Origin of the sequence: Enterobacter cloacae complex sp. IR5459 (assembly GCF_049238005.1) — a bacterium.
Lineage (GTDB): Bacteria > Pseudomonadota > Gammaproteobacteria > Enterobacterales > Enterobacteriaceae > Enterobacter > Enterobacter hormaechei_C.
The window spans coordinates 691,579-713,872 of sequence record NZ_JBMKIG010000001.1 but is presented as its reverse complement, the minus strand read 5'-3'; the positions used below and the strand labels follow the sequence as shown (position 1 = coordinate 713,872).

Sequence of the window (22,294 nt, the reverse complement as noted above, 5' to 3'; positions counted from 1 at the left end):
ATCAATTTCAGGATGACTTTATGAAACAGACGCCGTTTTTCTTCGCATTCTTTTTTACCTTCCCCTGACCGGGAGGCGTTTCGTCGTGTGATAAAGAATGCGAAGACGAACAACAAGGCCTCCCACACCGGGAGGCCTTTTTTATTGATAACGATAAAATGAGACAGACAACACTATGACACCGGAAAACCCGCTCCTGGATTTACGCGTAAAAATCAGTGCACTCGACGAAAAATTACTGGCCCTGCTGGCAGAACGCCGCGCACTCGCCGTTGAAGTGGGAAAAGCCAAGCTCGAGTCCCATCGGCCGGTGCGCGATATCGATCGCGAACGTGATTTACTGGAACGGTTGATTCAACTCGGCAAAGCGCATCATCTGGATGCGCACTACATCACCCGCCTGTTCCAGCTCATCATCGAAGACTCCGTTCTGACGCAACAGGCCCTGCTCCAGCAGCATCTGAACAAAACCAACCCGCACTCTGCTCGTATCGCTTTCCTCGGCCCGAAAGGCTCCTATTCTCATCTGGCGGCTCGCCAGTACGCAGCCCGCCATTTCGAAGAGTTTATTGAGAGCGGTTGCGCGAAATTTGCAGACATTTTCAACCAGGTCGAAACCGGCCAGGCAGATTACGCCGTGGTGCCTATTGAGAACACCAGTTCCGGCGCCATCAACGATGTTTACGATTTGCTCCAGCACACCAGCCTGTCGTTAGTCGGCGAGTTGACCATCCCTATCGATCACTGTGTGCTGGTCTCTGGCTCAACCGATCTGAGTCAGATCGAAACGGTATACAGTCACCCGCAGCCGTTCCAGCAGTGCAGCCAGTTCCTGAACCGCTATCCGCACTGGAAAATTGAGTACACCGAAAGCACCTCGGCGGCGATGGAAAAAGTGGCGCAGGCAAACTCTCCTGCCGTCGCGGCTCTCGGTAGCGAAGCGGGCGGCGCGCTGTATGGCTTACAGGTGCTGGAACGCAATCTGGCCAACCAGACGCAGAATATCACCCGTTTCGTGGTTCTGGCCCGCAAGGCCATCAACGTGTCGGACCAGGTCCCGGCGAAAACCACCCTGTTGATGGCGACCGGCCAGCAGGCGGGTGCGCTGGTTGAAGCGCTGCTGGTGCTGCGTAATCACAACCTGATCATGACGAAGCTGGAATCCCGCCCAATACATGGCAACCCGTGGGAAGAGATGTTCTATCTCGACGTTCAGGCCAACCTGGAGTCTGCATCCATGCAGAAAGCCCTGCGCGAACTGGGCGAGATCACACGCTCCATGAAAGTGCTGGGCTGCTATCCGAGCGAAACCGTGGTCCCGGTCGATCCGGCTTAATGTTCGATAAAGCGGCTTTTCTTCATCCCTGCCACATTTACAGGCAGGGTGAAGATGGCACCGGAAAGCGGGTATTTCTCCAGCTCCTCCGCCTCCATATTTTCCCGCGTGGTGGTGATAAACAGCGTTTTCATATCGTCGCCGCCAAAGCAGACCATTGTCGGGCAGCGTACCGGCAGCCGGTGCTCTTCCAGCTGTTCGCCTTGCGGTGAAAACCGTGCGATACGCCAGCCGTCAAACAGTGCGCTCCAGTAGCAGCCTTCCTCATCCATTGCCGCACCGTCGGGAATACCGTCTCCCTCGCTAAACCGGCGAAACTCTTCGCGCTTACCGGGTTCCCCCTGCTCATCAAGCGGCGTACGGTAGATCACACCGTTCGGCGTATCAGAAGTAAACATCCACCGTTTGTCAGGACTAAACGCTAAACCGTTATGCCCCTGGATATCGCACTGGATCACTTTCGGCGTCAGGTCGTTGTCGATACGCATCAACATGGCCCCGTTATAATCTCCCGGCCCCCAGAACGTGCCCGCATAAAACCGTCCCTGATGATCGGTACCGCCATCGTTAAAACGTGCAAGCTGCGGGTTGGATGGGTTATCGCAAACCTTACGCTGGAGCAGGCCGTGTTTATCGGTCAGCCAGATGGCGTTTCGCATCGCGACGATAAATCCGCCGCGTTCACGCAGGGCAAAACACCCAACTTCTTCATGGAATGAGAGCACCGAGTGTTCCGCGGTGGGCAGATGGTACCGATGGATCTCCCCTTCCAGGATATCCGCCCAGTAGAGCGCCTTCTCTTCTGCACTCCACGTCGGGCATTCAGGCAGATGCCCGGTATAGTTCAACAGCAGCTGCGGTTCAGCCATGACAGTTCCCCAAAATGAAAAAAGCCAGCAATGCTGGCTTTCAGTATATACATCATCAGATTACTGGCGACTGTCATTTGCCTGGCGCAACAGCGTGCGGCTTTCACTCTGGAATCGCGTGGCGTAATCACCGAACCAGTGCTCCACTTTACGGAAACTGTCGATAAACGCTTGTTTATCGCCGTGTTCCAGCAAAGTGATCGCTTCGCCAAAACGCTGATAGTAGCGCTTGATCAGCGCCAGGTTATTTTCAGACGACATGATGATGTCGGCGTAAAGCTGTGGATCCTGGGCAAACAGTCGCCCGACCATCGCCAGCTCCAGACGATAGATTGGCGAGGAAAGCGCCAGCAATTGTTCAAGCTGAACGTTCTCTTCCGCCAGGTGCAGACCATAGGCGAAGGTTGCAAAGTGGCGCAGCGCCTGAATAAACGCCATGTTCTGGTCATGCTCAACCGCACTGATACGGTGCAAACGTGCCCCCCAGACCTGAATCTGTTCCAGGAACCACTGATACGCTTCCGGCTGACGACCGTCGCAGTAAACCACTACCTGCTTCGCCAGGCTGCCGCTGTCCGGGCCAAACATCGGGTGTAACCCAAGCACGGGCCCGGTGTGCGCCGCCAGCATTGCCTGTAGAGGACCATTTTTAACGGACGCCAGATCCACCAGAATGCAATCTTCCGGCAGCGGAGGAAGTTTCGCGATAATCTGCTCCGTCACATGAATCGGTACGCTGACGATAACCATTCCGGCATCCTTCATGAGTTCCGGTGCATGCGGCCAGTCCTCTTTTTCCAGGATGCGCACCTGATAGCCAGAAAGCGTCAGCATTTTTTCAAACAGACGCCCCATCTGGCCGCCGCCACCGACAATCACCACCGGACGCAGCGACGGACAGAGGGTTTTGAAGCCCTTGTCGTTTTCGCTGGAATAGGATTCCCGCATCACACGACGCAGGACATCTTCAATTAAGTCCGGTGAAACGCCCAGCGCCTGTGCCTCTTTACGGCGGGAGGCGAGCATAGAGGCCTCACGCTCCGGAACGTAAATTGGCAGGCCGTATTTGCTTTTAACTTCGCCGACCTCAGCAACCAGTGCCATGCGGCGCGCCAGCAGGTCCAGCAACGCCTTATCCACTTCATCAATTTGATCGCGTAATGCGGTCAATTCAGCAACCATAACTATCCTCTTATGCCAGACGCGTCGCCAGCTGGCCGTTCAAATCTTTGTGGATCTCACGCAGTAGCGCATCAGTGGTTTCCCAGCTGATGCAAGCATCCGTGACGGAGACGCCGGGCTTCATCGCGCTACGCGGCTGTTCCGATGACTGATTGCCTTCATGAATATTACTTTCAATCATCAGGCCGATAATTGAACGGTTACCATCTTTAATCTGTGCAATCACAGATTCTGCAACCGCAGGCTGGCGACGGTAATCTTTATTCGAATTACCATGACTGCAATCTACCATCAGCGCCGGACGCAGTCCCGCCTGTTCCATCTCTTTTTCACACTGCGCGACATCCGCCGGGCTGTAGTTTGGCGCTTTACCGCCGCGCAGGATCACATGCCCGTCCGGGTTGCCCTGAGTTTGCAGCAGGCATACCTGGCCCGCCTGGTTGATCCCGACAAAACGATGGGGCATAGCGGCGGCGCGCATGGCGTTAATCGCCGTAGCCAGGCTGCCGTCGGTACCGTTTTTAAAACCAACCGGCATAGACAGGCCAGACGCCATCTCGCGGTGGGTTTGCGACTCGGTGGTGCGCGCCCCAATCGCAGACCAGCTAAACAGATCGCCGAGGTACTGCGGGCTGTTCGGATCCAGCGCTTCGGTTGCCAGCGGCAGCCCCATGCTGACCAGCTCCACCAGCAGGCGACGCGCAATCTTCAGGCCCGCTTCCACATCAAACGAGCCATCCATGTGCGGATCGTTAATCAACCCTTTCCAGCCAACCGTAGTACGTGGCTTTTCAAAATAGACGCGCATCACCAGATAGAGGCTATCGCTGACCTCCTCCGCTAATGCTTTAAATCGACGAGCGTACTCAATGGCGGTTTCAGGATCGTGAATGGAGCAAGGACCACATACCACCAGCAGGCGCGGATCGCGGCCTGCGATAATGTCAGAAATGGTCTGGCGCGAGTGCTCAATCTGAGCTTCCTGCGCGACGCTCAGCGGGAATTCCGCCTTCAGTTGATCCGGGGTGATTAACACCTGTTCGTCAGTGATATGTACGTTGTTCAGCGCGTCTTTTTGCATGATTGCGATCCTGTCAAACTCGTTTGCGATAGTGGTTTTCCTCGAAGAGGTGACACAACGATATCACATCAAGTAAAGATTTCAATCCAAAATACGTACACATTACTTTACAGAAGCCCTTTAATTGCAAAATTAATGGCCTAAAACCGTAAATTTAAAATTACACACGCACACTTGTAAGCCAGGCTATGCTCACAAAAAGGAGAATAGCCATGCGTTCAATTACTCTCATGTTGTTGTCGCTGATTTTGTCGGGTTGCCAGATCAATCCTTATGCTTTTCAGCCTGGCTGGACCAGCCCGGACTGGTTCACTGCCGGTAAAGAAGACGCTATGAATGGTGTTCCGGTTAAAGATAACCAGGCGCTGGCCGATAGTTTTAATGACCCCCAGGTTGATCGAGGGGAATATCTTCGTGGCTACGCTGACGGACAGAAAAAAATATGCGAAGAGGGCTTTATTCACGCCTGGGGATTAGCGGGAAAATCATTTCCTGCCAGCTGCGATACAACTGAAAATGCAGTAAAACTGTATGAATCCTGGCAACAAGGAATGGATGAAAGTATGCGTTCCAGCAGGCTGAATTGAGCCTGCCTGAATTCCATTGAATATAGCTCACTGTAAGATTTAGCTTAGGTCAAAACAGGGATATTTCTGACATAATGACGGCTTTGATAAACAATGGTATTCTGCCGACAATTCTTAAGGACATCTATTTCCGGGGCGGTTTGGCGGATTCTGATGAGAAATGCAATCTTGATCGCTTTGCTCCGACTCCCCCTGGCGCTAATGCTGTTCATTTTAGTGGCCCCTGCAAAGGCAGGCTCGTTCACTGAAACGGATAAATCAGTACGTTCGATTGTTTCTGGTATCGTGAGCTACACCCGATGGCCAGCACTGTCTGGCCAGCCTAAGCTCTGTATTTATGCCTCTTCCCATTACAGACAGGCGCTCAGCAGTGAAGATGAACACAACCCGTTGCCCTATAGTCCTGTCATTGTGCATAGCGATCGGGAAGCACTCACAGCAAGGTGCGATGCCCTCTATTTCGGGAGCGAGTCGCCAGCAAAACAACAGGAAATAATAAATCAATATCAGGGCCAGGCGTTGCTATTAATGTCAGAACAAAATCCTGAATGCGTTATTGGCAGCGCATTTTGTCTGATAATAGAGCACAACCAGGTCAGGTTTTCCGTAAATCTGGATGCGCTGGCGCGCAGTGGCGTAAGAGTCAATCCGGATGTATTAATGCTCGCACGGAATAAGAAGCATGAATAAGGAAGTCGTACCAACACCGCGTCCGACGTTTAAAAGAACGTTGCGGCGAATCAGCATGATAAGCGTCATTATAACGATGACGTTTATATGGTTGCTGCTGTGTTTCGCTTCCGTGGTGACATTAAAGCAATACGCGCAAAAAAACCTCGAACTTACCGGCGCCACCATGAGCCACAGCCTTGAAGCCTCTCTGGTGTTCAACGATGCCGTGGCAGCAAATGAAACGCTGGCGACCCTCGGCAAGCAGGGGCAGTTTGCCGTGGCGGAAGTGCTTAATGCACATCATAAACGGTTTGCCTGGTGGTCGTGGAACCCGGCGGATAATACCGACACGCTGGGCGCGCTGGTCAACCGGTGGCTGTTCCCTGTTCCTGTCGCACAGCCCATCATACATAACGGCAATGTGATTGGCGAAATTCGTCTGACCGCACGCGACAGCCTGATTAGCCACTTTATCTGGCTCTCGTTTGCAGTCCTCACCGGGTGCATTCTTTTTGCTTCTGCCGTCGCATTGACCATCACCCGCTCGCTACATCATGGCATGGTTGTTGAAATGCAAAACATCACTGACGTTGTGCATGACGTTCGCACCAACCGCAACTTTTCTCGCCGGGTAACGGAAGGCCGCATTGAAGAGTTCCACCAGTTTGGAGAAGACTTCAACAGCCTGCTGGATGAAATGGAAGAGTGGCAGCTCAAACTACAGGCGAAAAACGCTCAACTGTTGCGTACCGCCATGCACGATCCGCTCACGGGGCTTGCAAACCGCGCCGCGTTTCGCAACAACATTGCAGCATTAATGAATGACGCTTCGGCAAAAACCAATTCCGCCCTGCTATTTCTGGACGGTGATAACTTCAAGTTTATCAATGACACCTGGGGTCATGCCGCGGGTGACTGCGTTCTGATCGAAGCCGCAAAAAGGATGGTCGAATTTGGCGAAAAACGTCATCAGTCTTACCGTCTTGGCGGCGACGAATTTGCCATGATCCTTTACGGTGTCCACACCGCGCGTGAGGTCGAATATATTTGCGCTGCGCTGTCGCAGCAATTTATCCGTCCGTTTGATCTGCATAACGGGCACACAGCATCAATGTCACTCAGCATTGGCTTTGCTCTGGCATGGGAAAATGCCTCCGTTGAGGCCTTACTGGAGCAAGCCGATCGCAATATGTATCTGGTCAAAAACCAGCGTTCGAAAACAATATCCTGAAAGGAAGACGATATGTTAAAGCGATATTTTGCGCCGTTGTTACTGGCATCACTGGCAATGTCCGGATGCCAGTCATCCCCTGAAGGGAAATTCACGCCAGAGCAAATCGCGGCCATGAAATCCTATGGCTTTAACGAACTGAATGGCGACTGGTCTCTGGGCCTGTCAGATAAGATCCTGTTTGATAAAAATGACGCCAGGCTGCGCCCGGAAAGTCAAACGCAGATCCAGACTATGGCCTCACGCCTGGCGGCAACCGGCCTGAACCACGCCCGGATGGATGGCCATACGGATAACTATGGCGAAGAGAGCTACAACGAAGCGCTTTCGTTAAAACGTGCCAATGTTGTGGCGGATGCCTGGGCGAAGGGCGCGAACATCCCGCGCAGCAACCTCACCACGCGGGGCTTAGGCAAAAAATACCCTGTCAGCAGCAACCGCACTGCACAGGGGCGCGCTGAAAACCGCCGGGTTGCGGTAGTCATCAGCACGCCTTAAGGCTATTTAACGGATGTTCCGGCGAGCGACACGCCTGAAACCGCTCGCCAGCGCAGCCAGTCAATCACAATAAAGACCACCAGACTGACGCCCATTACTGGCAACGCCAGCCCCAGCAGGAGGCTTATCAGGAACGTCACTCCCCTTCCCCACAGCGGCAATGCCAGCCAGCTTTGACAGAGCGTCTGTACCGGGTTCGCGGCTGACGTTGCAGGGCGACGCATCCACCACATCCGGTATCCCCAGATAATCAACACGCACAGCGCAACGCCAAACGCGATGAGCAGCAGCTGATTTGCCAGACCAAACAGGATCCCCATATGGAAATCCACGCCCCAGCGGGTGAGTTTAGCCATCAGCGGGAAATCCCCGAAGCGAGTGCTGTCCAGCACCTTCAGTGAGTGGGGATCCACGGCAACGGCATCAACCTGCGTCGGCCAGCGGCGATCGATTTCCGTCACCGTCCAGGCCTGGTCGTCCCTGCTTGCCGGGCGGATCTCAACCTTTTTCGCATCAATTCCTGACTGGCGGGCGGCCTGCAATACGCTGTCAAAAAGCGACAGTTCAACAGGCATTTCAGGCATCGTCATTCCCCCGTGATGACCACGATGTTCGGCGTGTTCATCCCTCATTTCCGGCGCACCGGAAAGGGTGGTATTTACCTGCGGCGTCAGCCAGTTCATCTCTGCACGCAGCTTATCGACGTTGCCACCGGCCCATTGTGACCAGGTTAACCCGGTGACTGAGAACAGCAGCATTCCCGTCAGTAACGTCCAGCCTAAGATCACATGCAGGCGACGACGATTCTGGAAACGATTGTTAATACGGCGCTTCGGTCGGGTGTAGAACCACAGCGCGATCCCGCCCAGGGCAGCAACCCACATCCACGAGGCGGCTAACTCGCTATAGAGGCGCCCGATGTTGCCCAGCATCAGCGAGGTATGCAGATAATCGATAGTCTGACGCAGCGGTAAAATCCCGCTGGTGCCGTACACAGTCATATCCCCTCGAACCTCAAGACTGGCGGGATCAATAAAAATAGCCCGATGCTCGGAGGGACCCAGCGCCGGGTCGGCAAACATCACGCGGGTCGTTTCACCCTCTTCCAGCCCCGGACGAACAGCGTGTAAACGCAGCGCTGAACCCACGGCCTTTTCTGCCACGGTAATTTGTTTAGCAAGAGGCTGCGCCTCACCAACGGCATCCGTGTGGAGTGCATAATGGTACAGCGCATTTTCAAGCTGCGGCGTGGCGACATACAGCGTACCGGTCAGCGCTGCGAAGAAGATAAACGGACCGACAAACAGCCCGATATAGAAATGGAGGCGACGCAGCAGGTTTCCCCATGCCGCGCGCGGAGTGCAGGTAGTCATACTTTTCCTTTTTAAGGCAAAAAGTGAGTGATTTTGTTTTAAAGGGAGAAAGCAGACCGACGCGGCGGCGCGCGGGTATCGGGGTAAAGCCAGGGGAAAAAGTGCCAGTGGCTGACCGCCTGACGAGGCGGCTTCACGCGCAGCCGCTGCAACACCACGCTGAGCAGAACGATAAGCGCCAGCATCACGCCCGGCACATGCGCTAACAGCACGCAGTAGCCGCATGCTTCAGCATGGTCAACTGGCATAGAATGCGGCATATCACCATGATGCTCGTCCACCGACATCATGCTCATGTCGTGGTGCATGCCCGGCATGGCGCTCATGGGATCTTTTTGCAGCGAGACGGAGATCAGCGGCGCCACGACGATCAGCAGGATCGCAAACAGCGCGGTCAATGCCGCTGCGCGTTTCCAGCTATGCTGATGCAGTACGTTATCCACTTACCCTCCACCCAAGAGGCGAACATTGTAAATGATTTATGACGGAAGGGTTAACGCGAGAGGTGCGATGGGATAAAAAAAGGGCCAGCCTTTCGGCCAGCCCTTTCTAACAGGATGTCGCTTAAGCGAATCTTAGTTCAGACGCTCTTTAATACGAGCAGACTTACCAGTACGCTCACGCAGGTAGTACAGTTTAGCTTTACGTACAGCACCACGACGTTTAACAGCAATGCTGTCAACTACCGGAGAGTGAGTCTGGAAGACACGCTCAACGCCTTCGCCGTTGGAAATTTTACGAACAGTGAATGCAGAGTGCAGACCGCGGTTACGAATAGCGATAACCACGCCCTCGAATGCCTGCAGACGTTTTTTGGAACCTTCAACAACCCATACTTTCACTTCCACGGTGTCACCTGGACGGAAGGAAGGTACGTCCTGCTTCATCTGCTCTTGTTCAAGTTGCTTAATAATGTTGCTCATAATTTAATCTCTTATCCTGGGTAAACTGATATTCGGGAGCGTATTACGCTTTCCCATCATGTTCATGCTGCTGGTGCGCGTGTTCAGTTTTGAACTCGGCCAGCAACTTTGCTTGCTCTTCAGTCAGAGCCAGGTTTTCCAGAAGTTCAGGTCTTCTAAGCCAGGTTCGGCCCAGCGACTGCTTCAAACGCCAGCGACGTATCTCGGCATGGTTTCCAGACAGTAACACTGCCGGGACTTCCATCCCTTCTAACACTTCAGGACGAGTATAGTGTGGACAGTCCAGCAACCCATCGGCAAAGGAATCTTCCGTTGCCGAAGCTTCATGGCCCAGAACCCCCGGAATAAACCGGGCGACGGAGTCAATCAGCGTCATTGCCGGTAACTCACCACCGCTGAGAACGTAATCGCCGATAGACCATTCTTCGTCAATCTCGGTTTGAATTACGCGCTCATCTATTCCTTCGTAGCGACCACAGACCAGAATCAGTTTTTGATTCGTCGCCAGTTCGCTCACGCCCGCTTGATCAAGCTTGCGTCCCTGAGGTGACAGATAAATCACCTTCGCGCCTTCACCTGCCGCGGCTTTTGCTGTGTGAATGGCGTCCCGTAAGGGTTGCACCATCATCAACATCCCCGGTCCGCCGCCGTAAGGACGATCGTCCACGGTACGGTGCCGGTCGTGCGTGAAGTCACGAGGACTCCAGCTCTGGATGCTCAGCAGGCCATTCTTTACTGCCCGGCCAGTTACCCCGTAATCGGTAATCGCGCGGAACATTTCAGGAAACAGGCTAATTATGCCAATCCACATAGCGCCGTCTTTTACCGTTTATCCGGAGAATTTAAAAACCAGGATCCCAATCTACTTCAATGGTTTGAGTAGTGAGATCGACTTTCTTGATAACCTGTCCATCGAGGAACGGAACCAACCGCTCCTTGATGCCAAATGCATCTTTCAGGTTTGCCTTAATGACGAGAACGTCATTTGACCCGGTTTCCATCATGTCGATGACTTTCCCCAGGCTGTAGCCTTCAGTGGTCACTACCTGGCAACCCATAAGGTCTTTCCAGTAGTAGTCACCCTCTTCCAGCTGCGGCAACTGCGACGAATCCACGACAATCTCACAATTAGTCAGCGCATTCGCGGCATCACGATCGTCAATGCCTTTCAGCTTGATGATGATGTCCTGATTGTGGTGACGCCAGCTTTCCAGCTCGACCTCTTCCCACTTACCGGCTTTCTGGATAAACCAGGGCTGGTAATCAAAAATGCTATCAGCGTCTTCAGTGGAGGAAAACACTCTGAGCCAACCACGGATACCGTAGCAAGAACCCATTTTTCCCAATACGATCGGTTCAACAGGTGCTTTATTGCTCATCATGACCACCGTGACAGATTAAGCTGCTTTGTTTGCTGCTTTGATCAGCGTAGCAACGCGATCGGAAACAGTAGCGCCCTGGCCAACCCAGTGAGCGATACGATCCAGATCCAGACGGGTTTCTTCTTCTGCGCCAGCGGCCAGTGGGTTGAAGAAACCAACGCGCTCGATGAAGCGACCGTTGCGTGCATTACGGCTGTCAGTCACAACAACCTGGTAGAACGGACGCTTTTTAGCGCCGTGACGTGCTAAACGAATAGTTACCATAACATCCTCTTGTGTGAATAAAACAACCGGGCCCCATCGAGGAACGGAGCCCGGGTGTCATATTAAAAGCCCGAAAATTTTACTCATTTTCGGGCAAAAAGCAATCTCAAAAGCGATTATCGCCCAGGAAAACCGGGCGGCATCATGCCTTTCATGCCGCGCATCATCTTCGCCATGCCGCCTTTCTTCATTTTCTTCATCATGCGCTGCATGTCGTCGAACTGTTTCAGAAGGCGGTTTACGTCCTGCACCTGCATGCCGCAACCGGCAGCGATACGGCGTTTACGGGAACCTTTGATGATTTCTGGCTTCGCGCGCTCTTTCAGCGTCATCGAGTTGATGATGGCCTCCATACGCACCAGCACTTTGTCATCCATCTGGGATTTGACGTTGTCCGGGATCTGGCCCATGCCTGGCAGTTTGCCCATCAGGCTTGCCATGCCGCCCATGTTTTTCATCTGACGCAGCTGCTCAAGGAAGTCGGTCAGATCGAAACCGTCACCTTTTTTCAGCTTGCTGGCGAGTTTTTCCGCCTGGGCGCGGTCAACCTTGCTTTCAATATCTTCGATCAGCGACAGCACGTCGCCCATGCCGAGGATACGGGAGGCAATACGATCCGGATGGAACGGCTCCAGCGCTTCGGTTTTCTCGCCCACGCCGAGGAACTTAATTGGCTTACCGGTAATATGACGAATAGACAGCGCCGCACCGCCGCGGGCATCGCCGTCGACTTTGGTCAGCACCACGCCGGTTAACGGCAGGGCTTCGTTAAACGCTTTTGCGGTGTTTGCCGCATCCTGACCGGTCATGGCGTCAACAACAAACAGGGTCTCTACTGGATTGATAGAGGCATGAACCTGCTTGATTTCGTCCATCATCGCTTCGTCAACGTGCAGTCGACCGGCGGTATCCACCAGCAGCACGTCGTAGAATTTCAGCTTCGCCTCTTTCAGCGCCGCGTTAACGATGTCGACAGGCTTCTGGGCCACGTCGGACGGGAAGAAGTCCACGCCAACCTGCTCGGCCAGCGTTTCCAGCTGTTTGATCGCCGCCGGGCGATACACGTCCGCCGACACCACCAGCACCTTTTTCTTGTGCTTTTCGCGCAGGAATTTCCCCAGCTTACCGACGCTGGTGGTTTTACCCGCACCTTGCAGACCCGCCATCAGCACGACGGCCGGCGGCTGAGCCGCCAGGTTAAGCACCTGGTTCTCTTCGCCCATCGCCGAAACCAGCTCGTTACGGACGATTTTGACGAACTCCTGACCCGGAGTCAGGCTCTTGTTCACTTCATGGCCAACCGCTTTCTCTTTCACGCGGTTGATAAAGTCACGCACGACCGGCAACGCGACGTCTGCTTCCAGCAGCGCCATGCGCACTTCGCGCAGCGTTTCCTTGATGTTCTCTTCGGTGAGGCGTCCACGGCCGCTGATGTTGCGCAGCGTGCGCGACAAACGATCGGTTAAATTATCAAACATTGTCTCTCGCCTGGGGTAGAAACGTTAGGTCGCCTGGGCGACACATACACAGAATTTTGCCGGAGTATAACATGAAGGCGCCTTTGTTGTTATGCAACGGTTGGAGCAGGCGTCACGTAACGTTATACTGCTTCTCTTTCTTATTAAGACAACTGTCGACGCCTATATGCCTGTTTTCGCACTGATCGCCCTTGTTGCCTACTCTGTCAGCCTCGCGCTGATCATTCCTGGCCTGCTGCAAAAAAACAGCGGCTGGCGGCGCATGGCTATTCTTTCGGCAGTGATCGCTCTGATTAGCCACGCCTTTGCGCTGGAATCACGCATTATCCCCGGCGACGGCAGCGTGCAAAATCTGAGCGTACTGAACGTCGGCTCGCTGGTCAGCCTGATGATCTGTACGGTCATGACCATTGTCGCGTCTAAAAACCGTGGCTGGCTGCTGCTGCCGATAGTCTACGCCTTTGCGCTGATCAATCTGGCGTTAGCCACGTTCATGCCCAATGAGTTTATTACTCACCTGGAAGCCACGCCGGGGATGCTGGTGCATATCGGCCTGTCGCTCTTTGCCTACGCGACGCTGATCATCGCCGCCCTTTACGCCATGCAGCTCGCCTGGATTGACTACCAGCTGAAAAATAAAAAGCTGGCGTTTAACCACGAAATGCCGCCGCTGATGGTGATTGAGCGTAAGATGTTCCACATCACCCAGGTCGGCGTGGTGCTGCTGACGCTCACGCTGTGCACTGGCTTGTTTTATATGAAGAACCTGTTCAGCGTGGAGAATATCGATAAAGCGGTGCTCTCCATCATCGCGTGGTTTGTCTATATTGTCCTGTTATGGGGCCATTATCATGAAGGCTGGCGCGGTCGTCGCGTGGTCTGGTTCAACGTAGCGGGTGCGGGCATTCTCACGCTTGCCTATTTTGGTAGCCGCTTCATACAGCAATTTGCTGGCTAAGTAACAAAAGGAGTTCCCCCTGGAACACATCTCTACCACCACGCTGATCGTCATTCTGGTCATCATGGTGGTCATCTCCGCTTATTTCTCTGGCTCTGAAACCGGCATGATGACGCTGAACCGCTACCGGTTACGTCATCGCGCCAAGCAGGGTAACCGTGCCGCGCGTCGTGTCGAAAAGCTTCTGCGTAAGCCGGACCGTCTGATTAGCCTGGTGCTTATCGGTAACAACCTGGTCAATATTCTCGCCTCTGCACTGGGCACCATCGTCGGGATGCGTCTGTACGGCAACGCAGGCGTGGCGATTGCCACAGGTGTGCTCACGTTTGTGGTACTGGTGTTTGCGGAAGTGTTGCCCAAAACCATCGCGGCGCTTTACCCGGAAAAAGTCGCCTACCCGAGCAGCTTCCTGTTAGCACCGCTGCTTATTCTGATGATGCCGCTGGTCTGGCTGCTGAATATGGTGACACGGGTGCTGATGCGCATGGTCGGTATAAAGGCAGACGTCACCATCAGTAGCGCGCTCAGCAAAGACGAACTGCGTACCATCGTGAACGAATCCCGCTCGCAGATCTCCCGCCGCAATCAGGACATGCTCCTGTCGGTGCTGGATCTGGAAAAGGTCAGCGTTGACGACATCATGGTGCCGCGCAATGAAATCGTCGGGATTGATATCAACGACGACTGGAAGGCCATTGTCCGCCAGCTGACGCACTCCCCGCACGGGCGTATCGTCCTCTATCGCGATTCTCTCGACGATGCCATCAGCATGCTGCGCGTGCGCGAGGCCTATCGCCTGATGACCGAGAAAAACGAGTTCACCAAAGAGGTAATGCTGCGCGCCGCCGACGAAATTTACTACGTGCCGGAAGGCACCACACTCAGCACGCAGCTGGTGAAGTTCCAGCGCAACAAGAAGAAAGTCGGCCTGGTGGTGGATGAATACGGCGATATACAGGGGCTGGTGACGGTCGAAGATATTCTGGAAGAGATTGTCGGGGACTTTACCACCTCAATGTCGCCTTCCCTTGCGGAAGAAGTCACCCCGCAAAACGACGGGTCAGTGCTTATCGACGGCAGCGCCAACATTCGTGAAATCAATAAAGCGTTCAACTGGCATTTGCCGGAAGACGAAGCGCGGACGATGAACGGAATGATCCTGGAAGCGCTGGAAGAGATCCCGGCGACAGGCACGCGCGTGCGTATTGAGCAGTATGATATTGATATTCTGGACGTTCAGGACAACATGATTAAGCAGGTTAAGGTCCTGCCCGTTAAACCTTTACGCGAAAGTATCGCCGAGTAATGTTGTAGGCCGGGTGAGGCGAAGCCGCCACCCGGCACTACGGGTCGGCAAATTACGCTTTCGCTTTCGCCACGGTCACCATCGCAGCGCGAATAGTACGGCCGTTCAGGGTATACCCTTTCTGCATCACGCCCAGCACGTTACCCGCGGCAACGTCTTCGGATTCCACCATCGCAATGGCCTGGTGAACGTTTGGATCCAGCGGTACATCCGTATCGGCAATCACTTCAACACCGAACTTACGCACCACATCCAGCATGGATTTCAGCGTCAGCTCAATGCCTTCAATCATTGCCGCGTTATCCGGGTTAGCTTTATCCGCCACTTCCAGCGCGCGATCCAGGCTGTCGATCACCGGAAGCAGTTCGTTGACGAATTTCTCCAGCGCAAATTTGTGCGCCTTTTCAACGTCCAGCTCGGTACGACGGCGCAGGTTTTCCATTTCCGCTTTGATACGCAGTACGCCATCGCGTTCGCGATTCTGCGCTTCTACCAACTGAGCTTCCAGGTTGGCAATTTTTTCATCGCGCGGGTCCACCTGCTCAGCAGACGTGTCTGGCTCTACTGCCTCAACTTCATCGTGCTGTTCCGTGATAATTTCTTCAGGGGCTTGCCCCTCAGGCGTTTTCTGTTCTTTACTACTCATGAATTTCTCCGCGTTTTTCTGCATTCATCTCGCTAACTTCGCTTATTATGGGGATCAGTTTCCTGGATTCAAGGGAACAAGGCAGATTGTCATCATTCATCAGGCACAAGGACCTCCAGAAAATGAATAATCATTTCAGGTGTATTGGGATCGTCGGCCATCCGCGTCACCCTACCGCATTGACGACACATGAAATGTTGTATCGCTGGCTGTGTGGTAAAGGCTATGAAGTGATGGTCGAGCAGCAGATTGCCCAGGAGTTGCAGCTTAAAAGCGTCAGAACCGGCACGCTGGCGGAAATTGGCCAGCAGGCGGATCTCGCCGTGGTGGTCGGTGGCGACGGCAATATGCTGGGCGCGGCGCGAACGCTGGCTCGCTATGATATTAAGGTTATTGGTGTTAACCGTGGCAATCTCGGTTTCCTGACCGACCTCGACCCGGACAATGCGCAGCAGCAGCTGGCGGACGTGCTGGAAGGCCACTATATCAGTGAAAAAAGGTTTTTGCTGGAAGCCCAGGTGTGTCAGCAGGACTGCCAGAAGCGCATCAGCACCGCCATTAACGAGGTGGTTCTCCACCCCGGTAAAGTGGCGCACATGATCGAATTCGAAGTCTATATCGACGAAATCTTCGCTTTCTCGCAGCGGTCTGACGGGCTGATTATTTCAACCCCGACGGGGTCCACCGCCTACTCGCTTTCAGCCGGAGGTCCAATCCTTACGCCATCGCTGGATGCCATTACCCTGGTGCCGATGTTCCCGCATACGCTCTCGGCGCGTCCGCTGGTGATCAACGGCGACAGCACCATCCGCCTGCGTTTTTCTCATCGCCGCAGCGATCTGGAGATCAGCTGCGACAGTCAGATTGCGCTCCCCATTCAGGAAGGTGAAGATGTCCTCATTCGCCGCTGCGATTACCACCTGAACCTCATTCACCCAAAAGATTACAGCTATTTCAACACATTAAGCTCCAAGCTCGGCTGGTCAAAAAAATTGTTCTGATTTTGCATACAGCACTTTACTGTATATAAAACCAGTTTATACTGTATACAAACACAGTTATGGTTTTTCATACAGGAAAACAATTATGCTGGCACAACTGACCATCAGCAACTTTGCCATTGTTCGTGAGCTTGAGATCGACTTCCATAGCGGAATGACGGCGATTACCGGTGAAACCGGTGCAGGTAAATCCATTGCCATTGATGCCCTCGGCTTGTGCCTCGGTGGTCGTGCAGAGGGGGATATGGTGCGCACAGGCGCCGCCCGTGCCGATCTCTGCGCCCGCTTCTCGTTAAAAGACACACCTGCCGCCCTGCGCTGGCTGGAAGCAAACCAGCTCGAAGACGGACGTGAGTGTTTACTTCGCCGCGTCATCAGCAACGATGGCCGCTCCCGCGGTTTTATCAATGGTACAGCGGTTCCCCTCTCCCAGCTTCGCGAGCTGGGCCAGCTGCTCATCCAGATCCATGGTCAGCATGCGCACCAGCAGTTAATCAAACCCGAACAACAGAAAGCCCTGCTTGATGGCTATGCAGGTGAGTACGCGCTTACTCAACTCATGGCGGAGCACTATCGTCAGTGGCATCAAAGCTGCCGCGAACTTGCGCAGCATCAGCAGCAAAGCCAGGAGCGTACCGCGCGCGCCGAGCTGCTGGAATATCAACTGAAAGAGCTGAACGAATTTAACCCGCAGGCGGGTGAATTTGAGCAAATCGACGAAGAGTACAAGCGTCTGGCCAACAGCGGTCAGCTGCTCTCCACCAGCCAGACTGCCCTTAACATGCTGGCGGATGGCGAAGACGTGAATTTGCAGAGCCAGCTGTACAACGTGCGTCAGCTTGTGACCGAACTGGCCGGCATGGACAATAAGCTTTCTGGCGTACTGGAAATGCTGGAAGAGGCCGCGATTCAGATTTCAGAAGCCGGGGATGAGCTGCGCCACTACTGTGAACGTCTGGATCTCGATCCGAACCGTCTGTTCGAGCTTGAGCAACGCATCTCCCGTCAGATTTCACTGGCGCGTAAGCATCACGTTACCCCGGAAGAGCTGCCGAATTACTATCAGTCTCTGCTGGAGGAACAGCAGCAGTTGGACGATCAGGCCGATTCCCTTGAAACCTTGTCTCTGGCGGTTAATCTGCATTATCAGCAGGCGCTGGAAACGGCGAAACGGCTGCACGACGTGCGGCAACACTATGCGCAGGAGCTTAGCCAGCACATTACCGACAGCATGCATACGCTGGCGATGCCGCATGGGGTGTTCACCATAGATGTTCGCTTTGAAGAGAATCACCTGACGGCGGAAGGCGCAGACCGCGTAGAATTCCGCGTCACCACCAACCCGGGCCAGCCTTTGCAGGCAATTTCGAAAGTGGCTTCCGGTGGTGAACTGTCGCGTATCGCCCTGGCCATTCAGGTGATTACCGCCCGTAAAATGGAAACCCCGGCGTTGATTTTCGATGAAGTGGATGTGGGTATCAGCGGCCCGACCGCGGCCGTTGTCGGCAAACTGCTGCGTCAGTTGGGTGAATCGACGCAGGTCATGTGTGTGACTCACCTGCCGCAGGTCGCCGGATGTGGTCATCACCACTTTATCGTCAGCAAGGAAACCGATGGTGAAATGACGGAAACGCACATGAAGCCGCTGGATAAACGCTCACGCTTGCAGGAGCTGGCACGCTTGCTCGGCGGCAGTGAAGTCACTCGCAATACCCTCGCGAATGCGAAAGAACTGCTGGCGGCATAAACTTTTTCGGGATCTCAGGGTCATACAGAACAACAAAAACGCCGCCAGACCGGTTTCAAAGTGGGGCAAGGTCTATTATCATCGGCATATTACATATGAGCCGCGTACTGCTCGGGCCCGAAAAGGAATCAAATCACTATGCGCTGTAAAACGCTGACCGCTGCCGCAGCGGTTCTTCTGATGTTGACCGCAGGCTGTTCCACTCTGGAGAAAGTGGTTTACCGTCCTGACATCAACCAGGGGAACTACCTTACCCCTAACGATGTGTCCAAAATCCGCGTGGGTATGACACAACAGCAGGTCGCTTATGCCCTGGGAACCCCGATGATGTCCGATCCCTTCGGCACAAACACCTGGTTCTATGTATTCCGCCAGCAGCCTGGTCATGAAGATGTAACCCAGCAAACCCTGACGCTGACCTTCAGCAGTGCCGGCGTTCTGACCAACATCGACAACAAGCCTGCCCTGACCAAATAATCAGGCGTCAGCAACGCAAAAAGGTGCTCAATGAGCACCTTTTTTGTGTATGTTATTTTTGGCTACTTACCGGATTTCTCTGCTCGCTGACGGCGCAACTCTTTCGGGTCGGCAATCAGCGGACGATAGATTTCAACCCTGTCGCCCTCTTTCAGCACATCACCGAGCTTAACCGGACGGCTATAAATGCCGACTTTATTCTTCGCCAGGTCAATATCACGGCGAAGTTCAAGGATGCCGGAGGCCCGGATAGCCGCCTCAACGGTGGCGCCCTCTTCAAGCGTCACGCGCTGCAAATACTGCTTCTCCGGCAGCGCATACACCACCTCAACAGCAATCTTATGCGACACTGTAAACCTCTTTGGCGCGCGTGGTGAACGCCTGAACCATATTCGAGGCCAGCTCTTTAAAGATTCGGCCAAACGCCAGTTCGATCAGCTTATTGGTAAATTCAAAATCCAGATGAAACTCAATGCGGCAGGCGTCAGCGCTCAGTGGCGTAAACTTCCACCCTCCCATCAGTTTTTTAAACGGACCATCCACCAGATGCATCAAAATACTCTGATTGCTCGTCAGGGTATTGCGCGTGGTGAACGTTTTGCTGATCCCCGCTTTGGAGACATCCACGGCCGCAGTCATCTGCGTCGGGCCGGATTCCAGCACCCGGCTACCGGTGCATCCTGGAATAAATTCCGGATAGGACTGAACGTCGTTCACTAACTGATACATTTGTTCCGCGCTGTAGGGAACAAGCGCAGTACGGCTAATCTGAGGCATAGCATTTTCCATGGTCACACAACAGACAAATAATAACATTTATCACCTGTTAAAAAAACGCTAAGCCTTATCTCGTGCTAATATAGCGCGTTAGACCTCACAGGACGCAATGAGGTGACTTTTTAAAATCAGATTACCGACGGCTTTACGACACTTATGACGAAGAAAAAAGCACATAAACCCGGTTCGGCGACCATTGCGCTTAACAAGCGTGCTCGCCACGAGTATTTCATCGAAGAAGAATTCGAGGCCGGCCTTGCGTTGCAGGGCTGGGAAGTAAAATCGCTGCGTGCCGGGAAAGCCAATATCGGCGACAGCTACGTGATCCTGAAAGACGGTGAGGCCTTCCTGTTCGGCGCGAACTTTACGCCGCTGACCGTCGCCTCTTCACATTACGTTTGCGATCCTACCCGCACCCGTAAGCTGCTGCTGAACAAGCGCGAACTGGAATCCCTTTACGGACGCATCAATCGTGAAGGCTTCACCGTGGTGGCACTCTCTTTGTACTGGAAAAACGCCTGGTGCAAAGTGAAAATCGGCGTGGCGAAAGGTAAGAAACAACACGACAAGCGTACTGATTTGAAAGCACGCGAGTGGCAGCTCGACAAAGCACGTATCATGAAAAACGCAGGACGTTGATTCTGCGCACTTATTGTACTATTCAATAAGTTAGCGTTTCGGGCTGGTGTCGAGGAAGTGAAATCTGGTATACTGAGTTCAACACTATTGGGGCTGATTCTGGATTCGACGGGATTTGCGAAACCCAAGGTGCATGCCGAGGGGCGGTTTGCCTCGTTAAAAGCCGCAAAAAAATAGTCGCAAACGACGAAAACTACGCTTTAGCAGCTTAATAACCTGCTAAGAGCCCTCTCTCCCTAGCTTCCGCTCTTAAGACGGGGATCAAAGAGAGGTCAAACCCAAAAGAGATCGCGTGGAAACCCTGCCTGGGGTTGAAGCGTTAAAACTAATCAGGCTAGTTCGTTAGTGGCGTGTCTGTCCGCAGCTGGCGTGCGAATGTAAAGACAAACTAAGCATGTAGTACCGAGGATGTAGAAATTTCGGACGCGGGTTCAACTCCCGCCAGCTCCACCAAACATTCATTCATGATGCATCATGAACCTTAAAAAAGCCTGTAACTTCAACGAGTTGCAGGCTTTTTTGTTGCATGTGTGGTCATGATCTCTGTATGAATCTTAACCTTTTGGCACCATGTTTAGCACCACGGTATCGTGGGGCTAAAAAAGCGTGGTGCTAAAACATGCCTAAGCAACTGAAACCCTTAACAAATGTGGAGATCGCTGGCGCGAAGCCCCGTAGCACAGACTATGAGCTACGGGACGGTGAAGGCCTGTACTTGCTGGTTAAGACTTCAGGGAGGAAGGCTTGGCATTTCGAGTATTATCATCCCGTCACCAAAAAGCGCACCAAAACCAGCCTTGGCCCTTACCCGGTCGTTACACTGGCGATGGCCCGCGAAACTCGCACGAAATACAGACGACTGCTCTGGCAGGGCATCGATCCCCGTCAACACTTAGCAGGAATAGCTGAAGAAAAACGCATCCAGAATGAATGCACGCTGGAAAAAGTTGCGGAACAGTGGCTCAAAGAGAAGAAACGGACCAGCGATCTTAGCGAAGATCACGCCAAAGATGTCTGGCGTTCGCTGGAGATGCACGTCTTCCCTTCTCTGGGCAGTACGCCCGTCACCGAGATCCGCCCTAAGATGCTCAAGGAGCACCTCACACCGCTGGAAGAACAGGGTATCCTCGAAACGCTGCGCCGGGTTATCTCACGGCTCAATGAAATCTTCCGCTTCGCCATCTCCGAAGAGCTCATCGAGTTTAACCCAGCAGACAACCTGGTCGCCCGCTTCAAGAAACCGAAAAAGCAGAACATGCCCGCCCTTCACCCCAGTGAACTGGGCAGGCTGATGCTGGCCTTACAGAACGCTTCTATCCGCAAGGAAACCCGCTGCCTTATCGAATGGGAGCTACTGACCTGGGTTCGCCCCGGCGAAGCCGTCAGCGCCCGCTGGTGCGACATCGATATGAAAAAAGCGGAATGGCGCATCCCCGACACCTTTATGAAGATGAACCGTTCGCACGCGGTGCCGCTCAGCAAACAGGCGCTGCGCGTTCTTCAGATCATGGAGCCCATCAGCCGCCATCGCCCGTGGGTCTTCCCCAGCATCCGCAAACCACTGGAGCACATGCACCAGCAGACCGCGAACGCCGCGCTTATCCGTATGGGGTTCGGCGGTGAGCTGGTTGCCCACGGTATGCGCAGCATCGCCAGAACGGCGGGTGCAGGTCATTTTCCCCGTGAAGTACTGGAATCTGCACTGGCACACCAGAAAGAAGACGAAATCGAAGCGGCCTACAACCGCAGCGACTATCTGGAACAAAGGCGACCGCTGATGCAGTGGTGGGGAAACTACGTTGATGCCGCCAGACGGCAGGTGCTGCTCGGTGCAGAAGAACCGCTGCAAATCGTGGAAGGAGAATAA

At 53.8% G+C, this 22,294-nt stretch carries 26 protein-coding genes, 1 other RNA gene and 1 other annotated feature; of the genes, 14 read left to right on the top strand and 13 right to left on the bottom strand.

Annotated elements, in window-relative coordinates:
* Positions 1–19: 19 nt before the first annotated feature.
* Positions 20–145: a sequence feature (Phe leader region), on the top strand.
* Positions 21–68 (top strand): pheA operon leader peptide PheL, encoded by a 48-nt coding sequence (pheL, locus tag ACOTX4_RS03410; RefSeq protein ID WP_100229775.1) that lies wholly within the window; start codon positions 21–23, stop codon positions 66–68. Its footprint overlaps the feature before it by 48 nt.
* A 30-nt stretch (positions 146–175) precedes the next feature.
* On the top strand, positions 176–1,336 hold the full coding sequence (gene pheA / locus ACOTX4_RS03405) for a bifunctional chorismate mutase/prephenate dehydratase (protein ID WP_003863160.1): 1,161 nt from the start codon (positions 176–178) through the stop codon (positions 1,334–1,336).
* On the opposite strand, the gene ACOTX4_RS03400 is transcribed toward pheA, so the two are convergent.
* From ACOTX4_RS03400 to aroF, 3 genes are read right to left on the bottom strand one after another with little or no spacing between them, the layout of a single operon-like run.
* A complete protein-coding gene (locus tag ACOTX4_RS03400) occupies positions 1,333–2,205 on the bottom strand; it encodes an SMP-30/gluconolactonase/LRE family protein (protein ID WP_032609874.1) in 873 nt (290 codons plus the stop codon). The two genes, pheA and ACOTX4_RS03400, sit on opposite strands and share 4 nt — an antisense overlap.
* A 60-nt stretch (positions 2,206–2,265) precedes the next feature.
* Positions 2,266–3,387, bottom strand: coding sequence for a bifunctional chorismate mutase/prephenate dehydrogenase (gene tyrA, locus ACOTX4_RS03395; protein WP_022649060.1), 1,122 nt, complete (start codon positions 3,385–3,387; stop codon positions 2,266–2,268).
* 10 nt (positions 3,388–3,397) lie between these two features.
* Complete coding sequence (gene aroF / locus ACOTX4_RS03390; protein WP_006811632.1) at positions 3,398–4,468, bottom strand: 3-deoxy-7-phosphoheptulonate synthase AroF; 1,071 nt, start codon at positions 4,466–4,468, stop codon at positions 3,398–3,400.
* Positions 4,469–4,680: 212 nt separating this feature from the next.
* Here aroF and ACOTX4_RS03385 point away from each other — a divergent pair, with 212 nt between their 5' ends.
* From ACOTX4_RS03385 to ACOTX4_RS03370, 4 genes are all read left to right on the top strand, one after another.
* Positions 4,681–5,055 (top strand): DUF2799 domain-containing protein, encoded by a 375-nt coding sequence (locus tag ACOTX4_RS03385; RefSeq protein ID WP_023323612.1) that lies wholly within the window; start codon positions 4,681–4,683, stop codon positions 5,053–5,055.
* 153 nt (positions 5,056–5,208) lie between these two features.
* On the top strand, positions 5,209–5,745 hold the full coding sequence (locus ACOTX4_RS03380) for a YfiR family protein (protein ID WP_003863149.1): 537 nt from the start codon (positions 5,209–5,211) through the stop codon (positions 5,743–5,745).
* Positions 5,738–6,958, top strand: a complete 1,221-nt coding sequence (gene dgcN / locus ACOTX4_RS03375) for a diguanylate cyclase DgcN (RefSeq protein ID WP_003863147.1) — start codon at positions 5,738–5,740, stop codon at positions 6,956–6,958. The genes ACOTX4_RS03380 and dgcN overlap by 8 nt, the downstream gene beginning before the upstream one ends.
* A gap of 12 nt (positions 6,959–6,970) precedes the next feature.
* Positions 6,971–7,456 carry an OmpA family protein gene (locus ACOTX4_RS03370; protein WP_047654140.1) on the top strand — a complete coding sequence of 162 codons (486 nt, stop codon included), beginning with the start codon at positions 6,971–6,973 and terminating at the stop codon, positions 7,454–7,456.
* 2 nt (positions 7,457–7,458) lie between these two features.
* Here ACOTX4_RS03370 and ACOTX4_RS03365 read toward each other — a convergent pair whose 3' ends face one another.
* From ACOTX4_RS03365 to ffh, 7 genes are all read right to left on the bottom strand, one after another.
* Positions 7,459–8,829 (bottom strand): PepSY-associated TM helix domain-containing protein, encoded by a 1,371-nt coding sequence (locus ACOTX4_RS03365; protein WP_058659736.1) that lies wholly within the window; start codon positions 8,827–8,829, stop codon positions 7,459–7,461.
* A gap of 38 nt (positions 8,830–8,867) precedes the next feature.
* The gene (locus tag ACOTX4_RS03360) at positions 8,868–9,272 is read right to left on the bottom strand and encodes a DUF2946 domain-containing protein (RefSeq protein ID WP_045346112.1); all 405 of its coding nucleotides are present in this window, start codon (positions 9,270–9,272) and stop codon (positions 8,868–8,870) included.
* 132 nt (positions 9,273–9,404) lie between these two features.
* Positions 9,405–9,752, bottom strand: a complete 348-nt coding sequence (rplS, locus tag ACOTX4_RS03355; RefSeq protein WP_002914145.1) for a 50S ribosomal protein L19 — start codon at positions 9,750–9,752, stop codon at positions 9,405–9,407.
* A gap of 43 nt (positions 9,753–9,795) precedes the next feature.
* Positions 9,796–10,563: a tRNA (guanosine(37)-N1)-methyltransferase TrmD gene (trmD, locus tag ACOTX4_RS03350; protein ID WP_003863138.1), complete on the bottom strand. Its 768-nt coding sequence runs from the start codon at positions 10,561–10,563 to the stop codon at positions 9,796–9,798.
* Between the two features lie 31 nt (positions 10,564–10,594).
* A complete protein-coding gene (gene rimM / locus ACOTX4_RS03345) occupies positions 10,595–11,134 on the bottom strand; it encodes a ribosome maturation factor RimM (protein ID WP_003863136.1) in 540 nt (179 codons plus the stop codon).
* A 15-nt stretch (positions 11,135–11,149) separates the two neighbouring features.
* Positions 11,150–11,398 carry a 30S ribosomal protein S16 gene (gene rpsP / locus ACOTX4_RS03340; protein ID WP_003863133.1) on the bottom strand — a complete coding sequence of 83 codons (249 nt, stop codon included), beginning with the start codon at positions 11,396–11,398 and terminating at the stop codon, positions 11,150–11,152.
* A 116-nt stretch (positions 11,399–11,514) separates the two neighbouring features.
* Positions 11,515–12,876, bottom strand: coding sequence for a signal recognition particle protein (gene ffh, locus ACOTX4_RS03335; protein ID WP_003863132.1), 1,362 nt, complete (start codon positions 12,874–12,876; stop codon positions 11,515–11,517).
* Between the two features lie 166 nt (positions 12,877–13,042).
* Here ffh and ACOTX4_RS03330 point away from each other — a divergent pair, with 166 nt between their 5' ends.
* Together ACOTX4_RS03330 and ACOTX4_RS03325 are read left to right on the top strand one after the other, a co-directional pair.
* Positions 13,043–13,834: a cytochrome C assembly family protein gene (locus tag ACOTX4_RS03330; protein ID WP_003863130.1), complete on the top strand. Its 792-nt coding sequence runs from the start codon at positions 13,043–13,045 to the stop codon at positions 13,832–13,834.
* Between the two features lie 19 nt (positions 13,835–13,853).
* Complete coding sequence (locus ACOTX4_RS03325) at positions 13,854–15,140, top strand: HlyC/CorC family transporter (RefSeq protein WP_045332511.1); 1,287 nt, start codon at positions 13,854–13,856, stop codon at positions 15,138–15,140.
* Positions 15,141–15,192: 52 nt separating this feature from the next.
* On the opposite strand, the gene grpE is transcribed toward ACOTX4_RS03325, so the two are convergent.
* Positions 15,193–15,786 (bottom strand): nucleotide exchange factor GrpE, encoded by a 594-nt coding sequence (gene grpE, locus ACOTX4_RS03320; RefSeq protein WP_003863126.1) that lies wholly within the window; start codon positions 15,784–15,786, stop codon positions 15,193–15,195.
* 122 nt (positions 15,787–15,908) lie between these two features.
* Here grpE and nadK point away from each other — a divergent pair, with 122 nt between their 5' ends.
* The 3 genes from nadK (at position 15,909) to bamE (ending at position 19,011) form a co-directional block, all read left to right on the top strand.
* Positions 15,909–16,787, top strand: a complete 879-nt coding sequence (gene nadK, locus ACOTX4_RS03315) for an NAD(+) kinase (RefSeq protein WP_003863124.1) — start codon at positions 15,909–15,911, stop codon at positions 16,785–16,787.
* Positions 16,788–16,872: 85 nt separating this feature from the next.
* Positions 16,873–18,534, top strand: coding sequence for a DNA repair protein RecN (gene recN / locus ACOTX4_RS03310; RefSeq protein ID WP_045332512.1), 1,662 nt, complete (start codon positions 16,873–16,875; stop codon positions 18,532–18,534).
* Between the two features lie 138 nt (positions 18,535–18,672).
* The gene (bamE, locus tag ACOTX4_RS03305) at positions 18,673–19,011 is read left to right on the top strand and encodes an outer membrane protein assembly factor BamE (RefSeq protein WP_003863121.1); all 339 of its coding nucleotides are present in this window, start codon (positions 18,673–18,675) and stop codon (positions 19,009–19,011) included.
* Between the two features lie 62 nt (positions 19,012–19,073).
* Here bamE and ACOTX4_RS03300 read toward each other — a convergent pair whose 3' ends face one another.
* Both ACOTX4_RS03300 and ACOTX4_RS03295 read right to left on the bottom strand, forming a co-directional pair.
* Positions 19,074–19,361: an RnfH family protein gene (locus ACOTX4_RS03300; protein WP_003863119.1), complete on the bottom strand. Its 288-nt coding sequence runs from the start codon at positions 19,359–19,361 to the stop codon at positions 19,074–19,076.
* Complete coding sequence (locus tag ACOTX4_RS03295) at positions 19,351–19,788, bottom strand: type II toxin-antitoxin system RatA family toxin (protein WP_003863117.1); 438 nt, start codon at positions 19,786–19,788, stop codon at positions 19,351–19,353. Before ACOTX4_RS03295 ends, ACOTX4_RS03300 begins: the two co-directional genes overlap by 11 nt.
* A gap of 156 nt (positions 19,789–19,944) precedes the next feature.
* On the opposite strand from ACOTX4_RS03295, the gene smpB reads away from it, so the two are divergent.
* From smpB to ACOTX4_RS03280, 3 genes are all read left to right on the top strand, one after another.
* Positions 19,945–20,427: an SsrA-binding protein SmpB gene (gene smpB, locus ACOTX4_RS03290; RefSeq protein ID WP_003863115.1), complete on the top strand. Its 483-nt coding sequence runs from the start codon at positions 19,945–19,947 to the stop codon at positions 20,425–20,427.
* 89 nt (positions 20,428–20,516) lie between these two features.
* Positions 20,517–20,880, top strand: a transfer-messenger RNA (tmRNA) gene (gene ssrA, locus ACOTX4_RS03285).
* 166 nt (positions 20,881–21,046) lie between these two features.
* Positions 21,047–22,294 carry an integrase domain-containing protein gene (locus ACOTX4_RS03280; protein WP_045354496.1) on the top strand — a complete coding sequence of 416 codons (1,248 nt, stop codon included), beginning with the start codon at positions 21,047–21,049 and terminating at the stop codon, positions 22,292–22,294.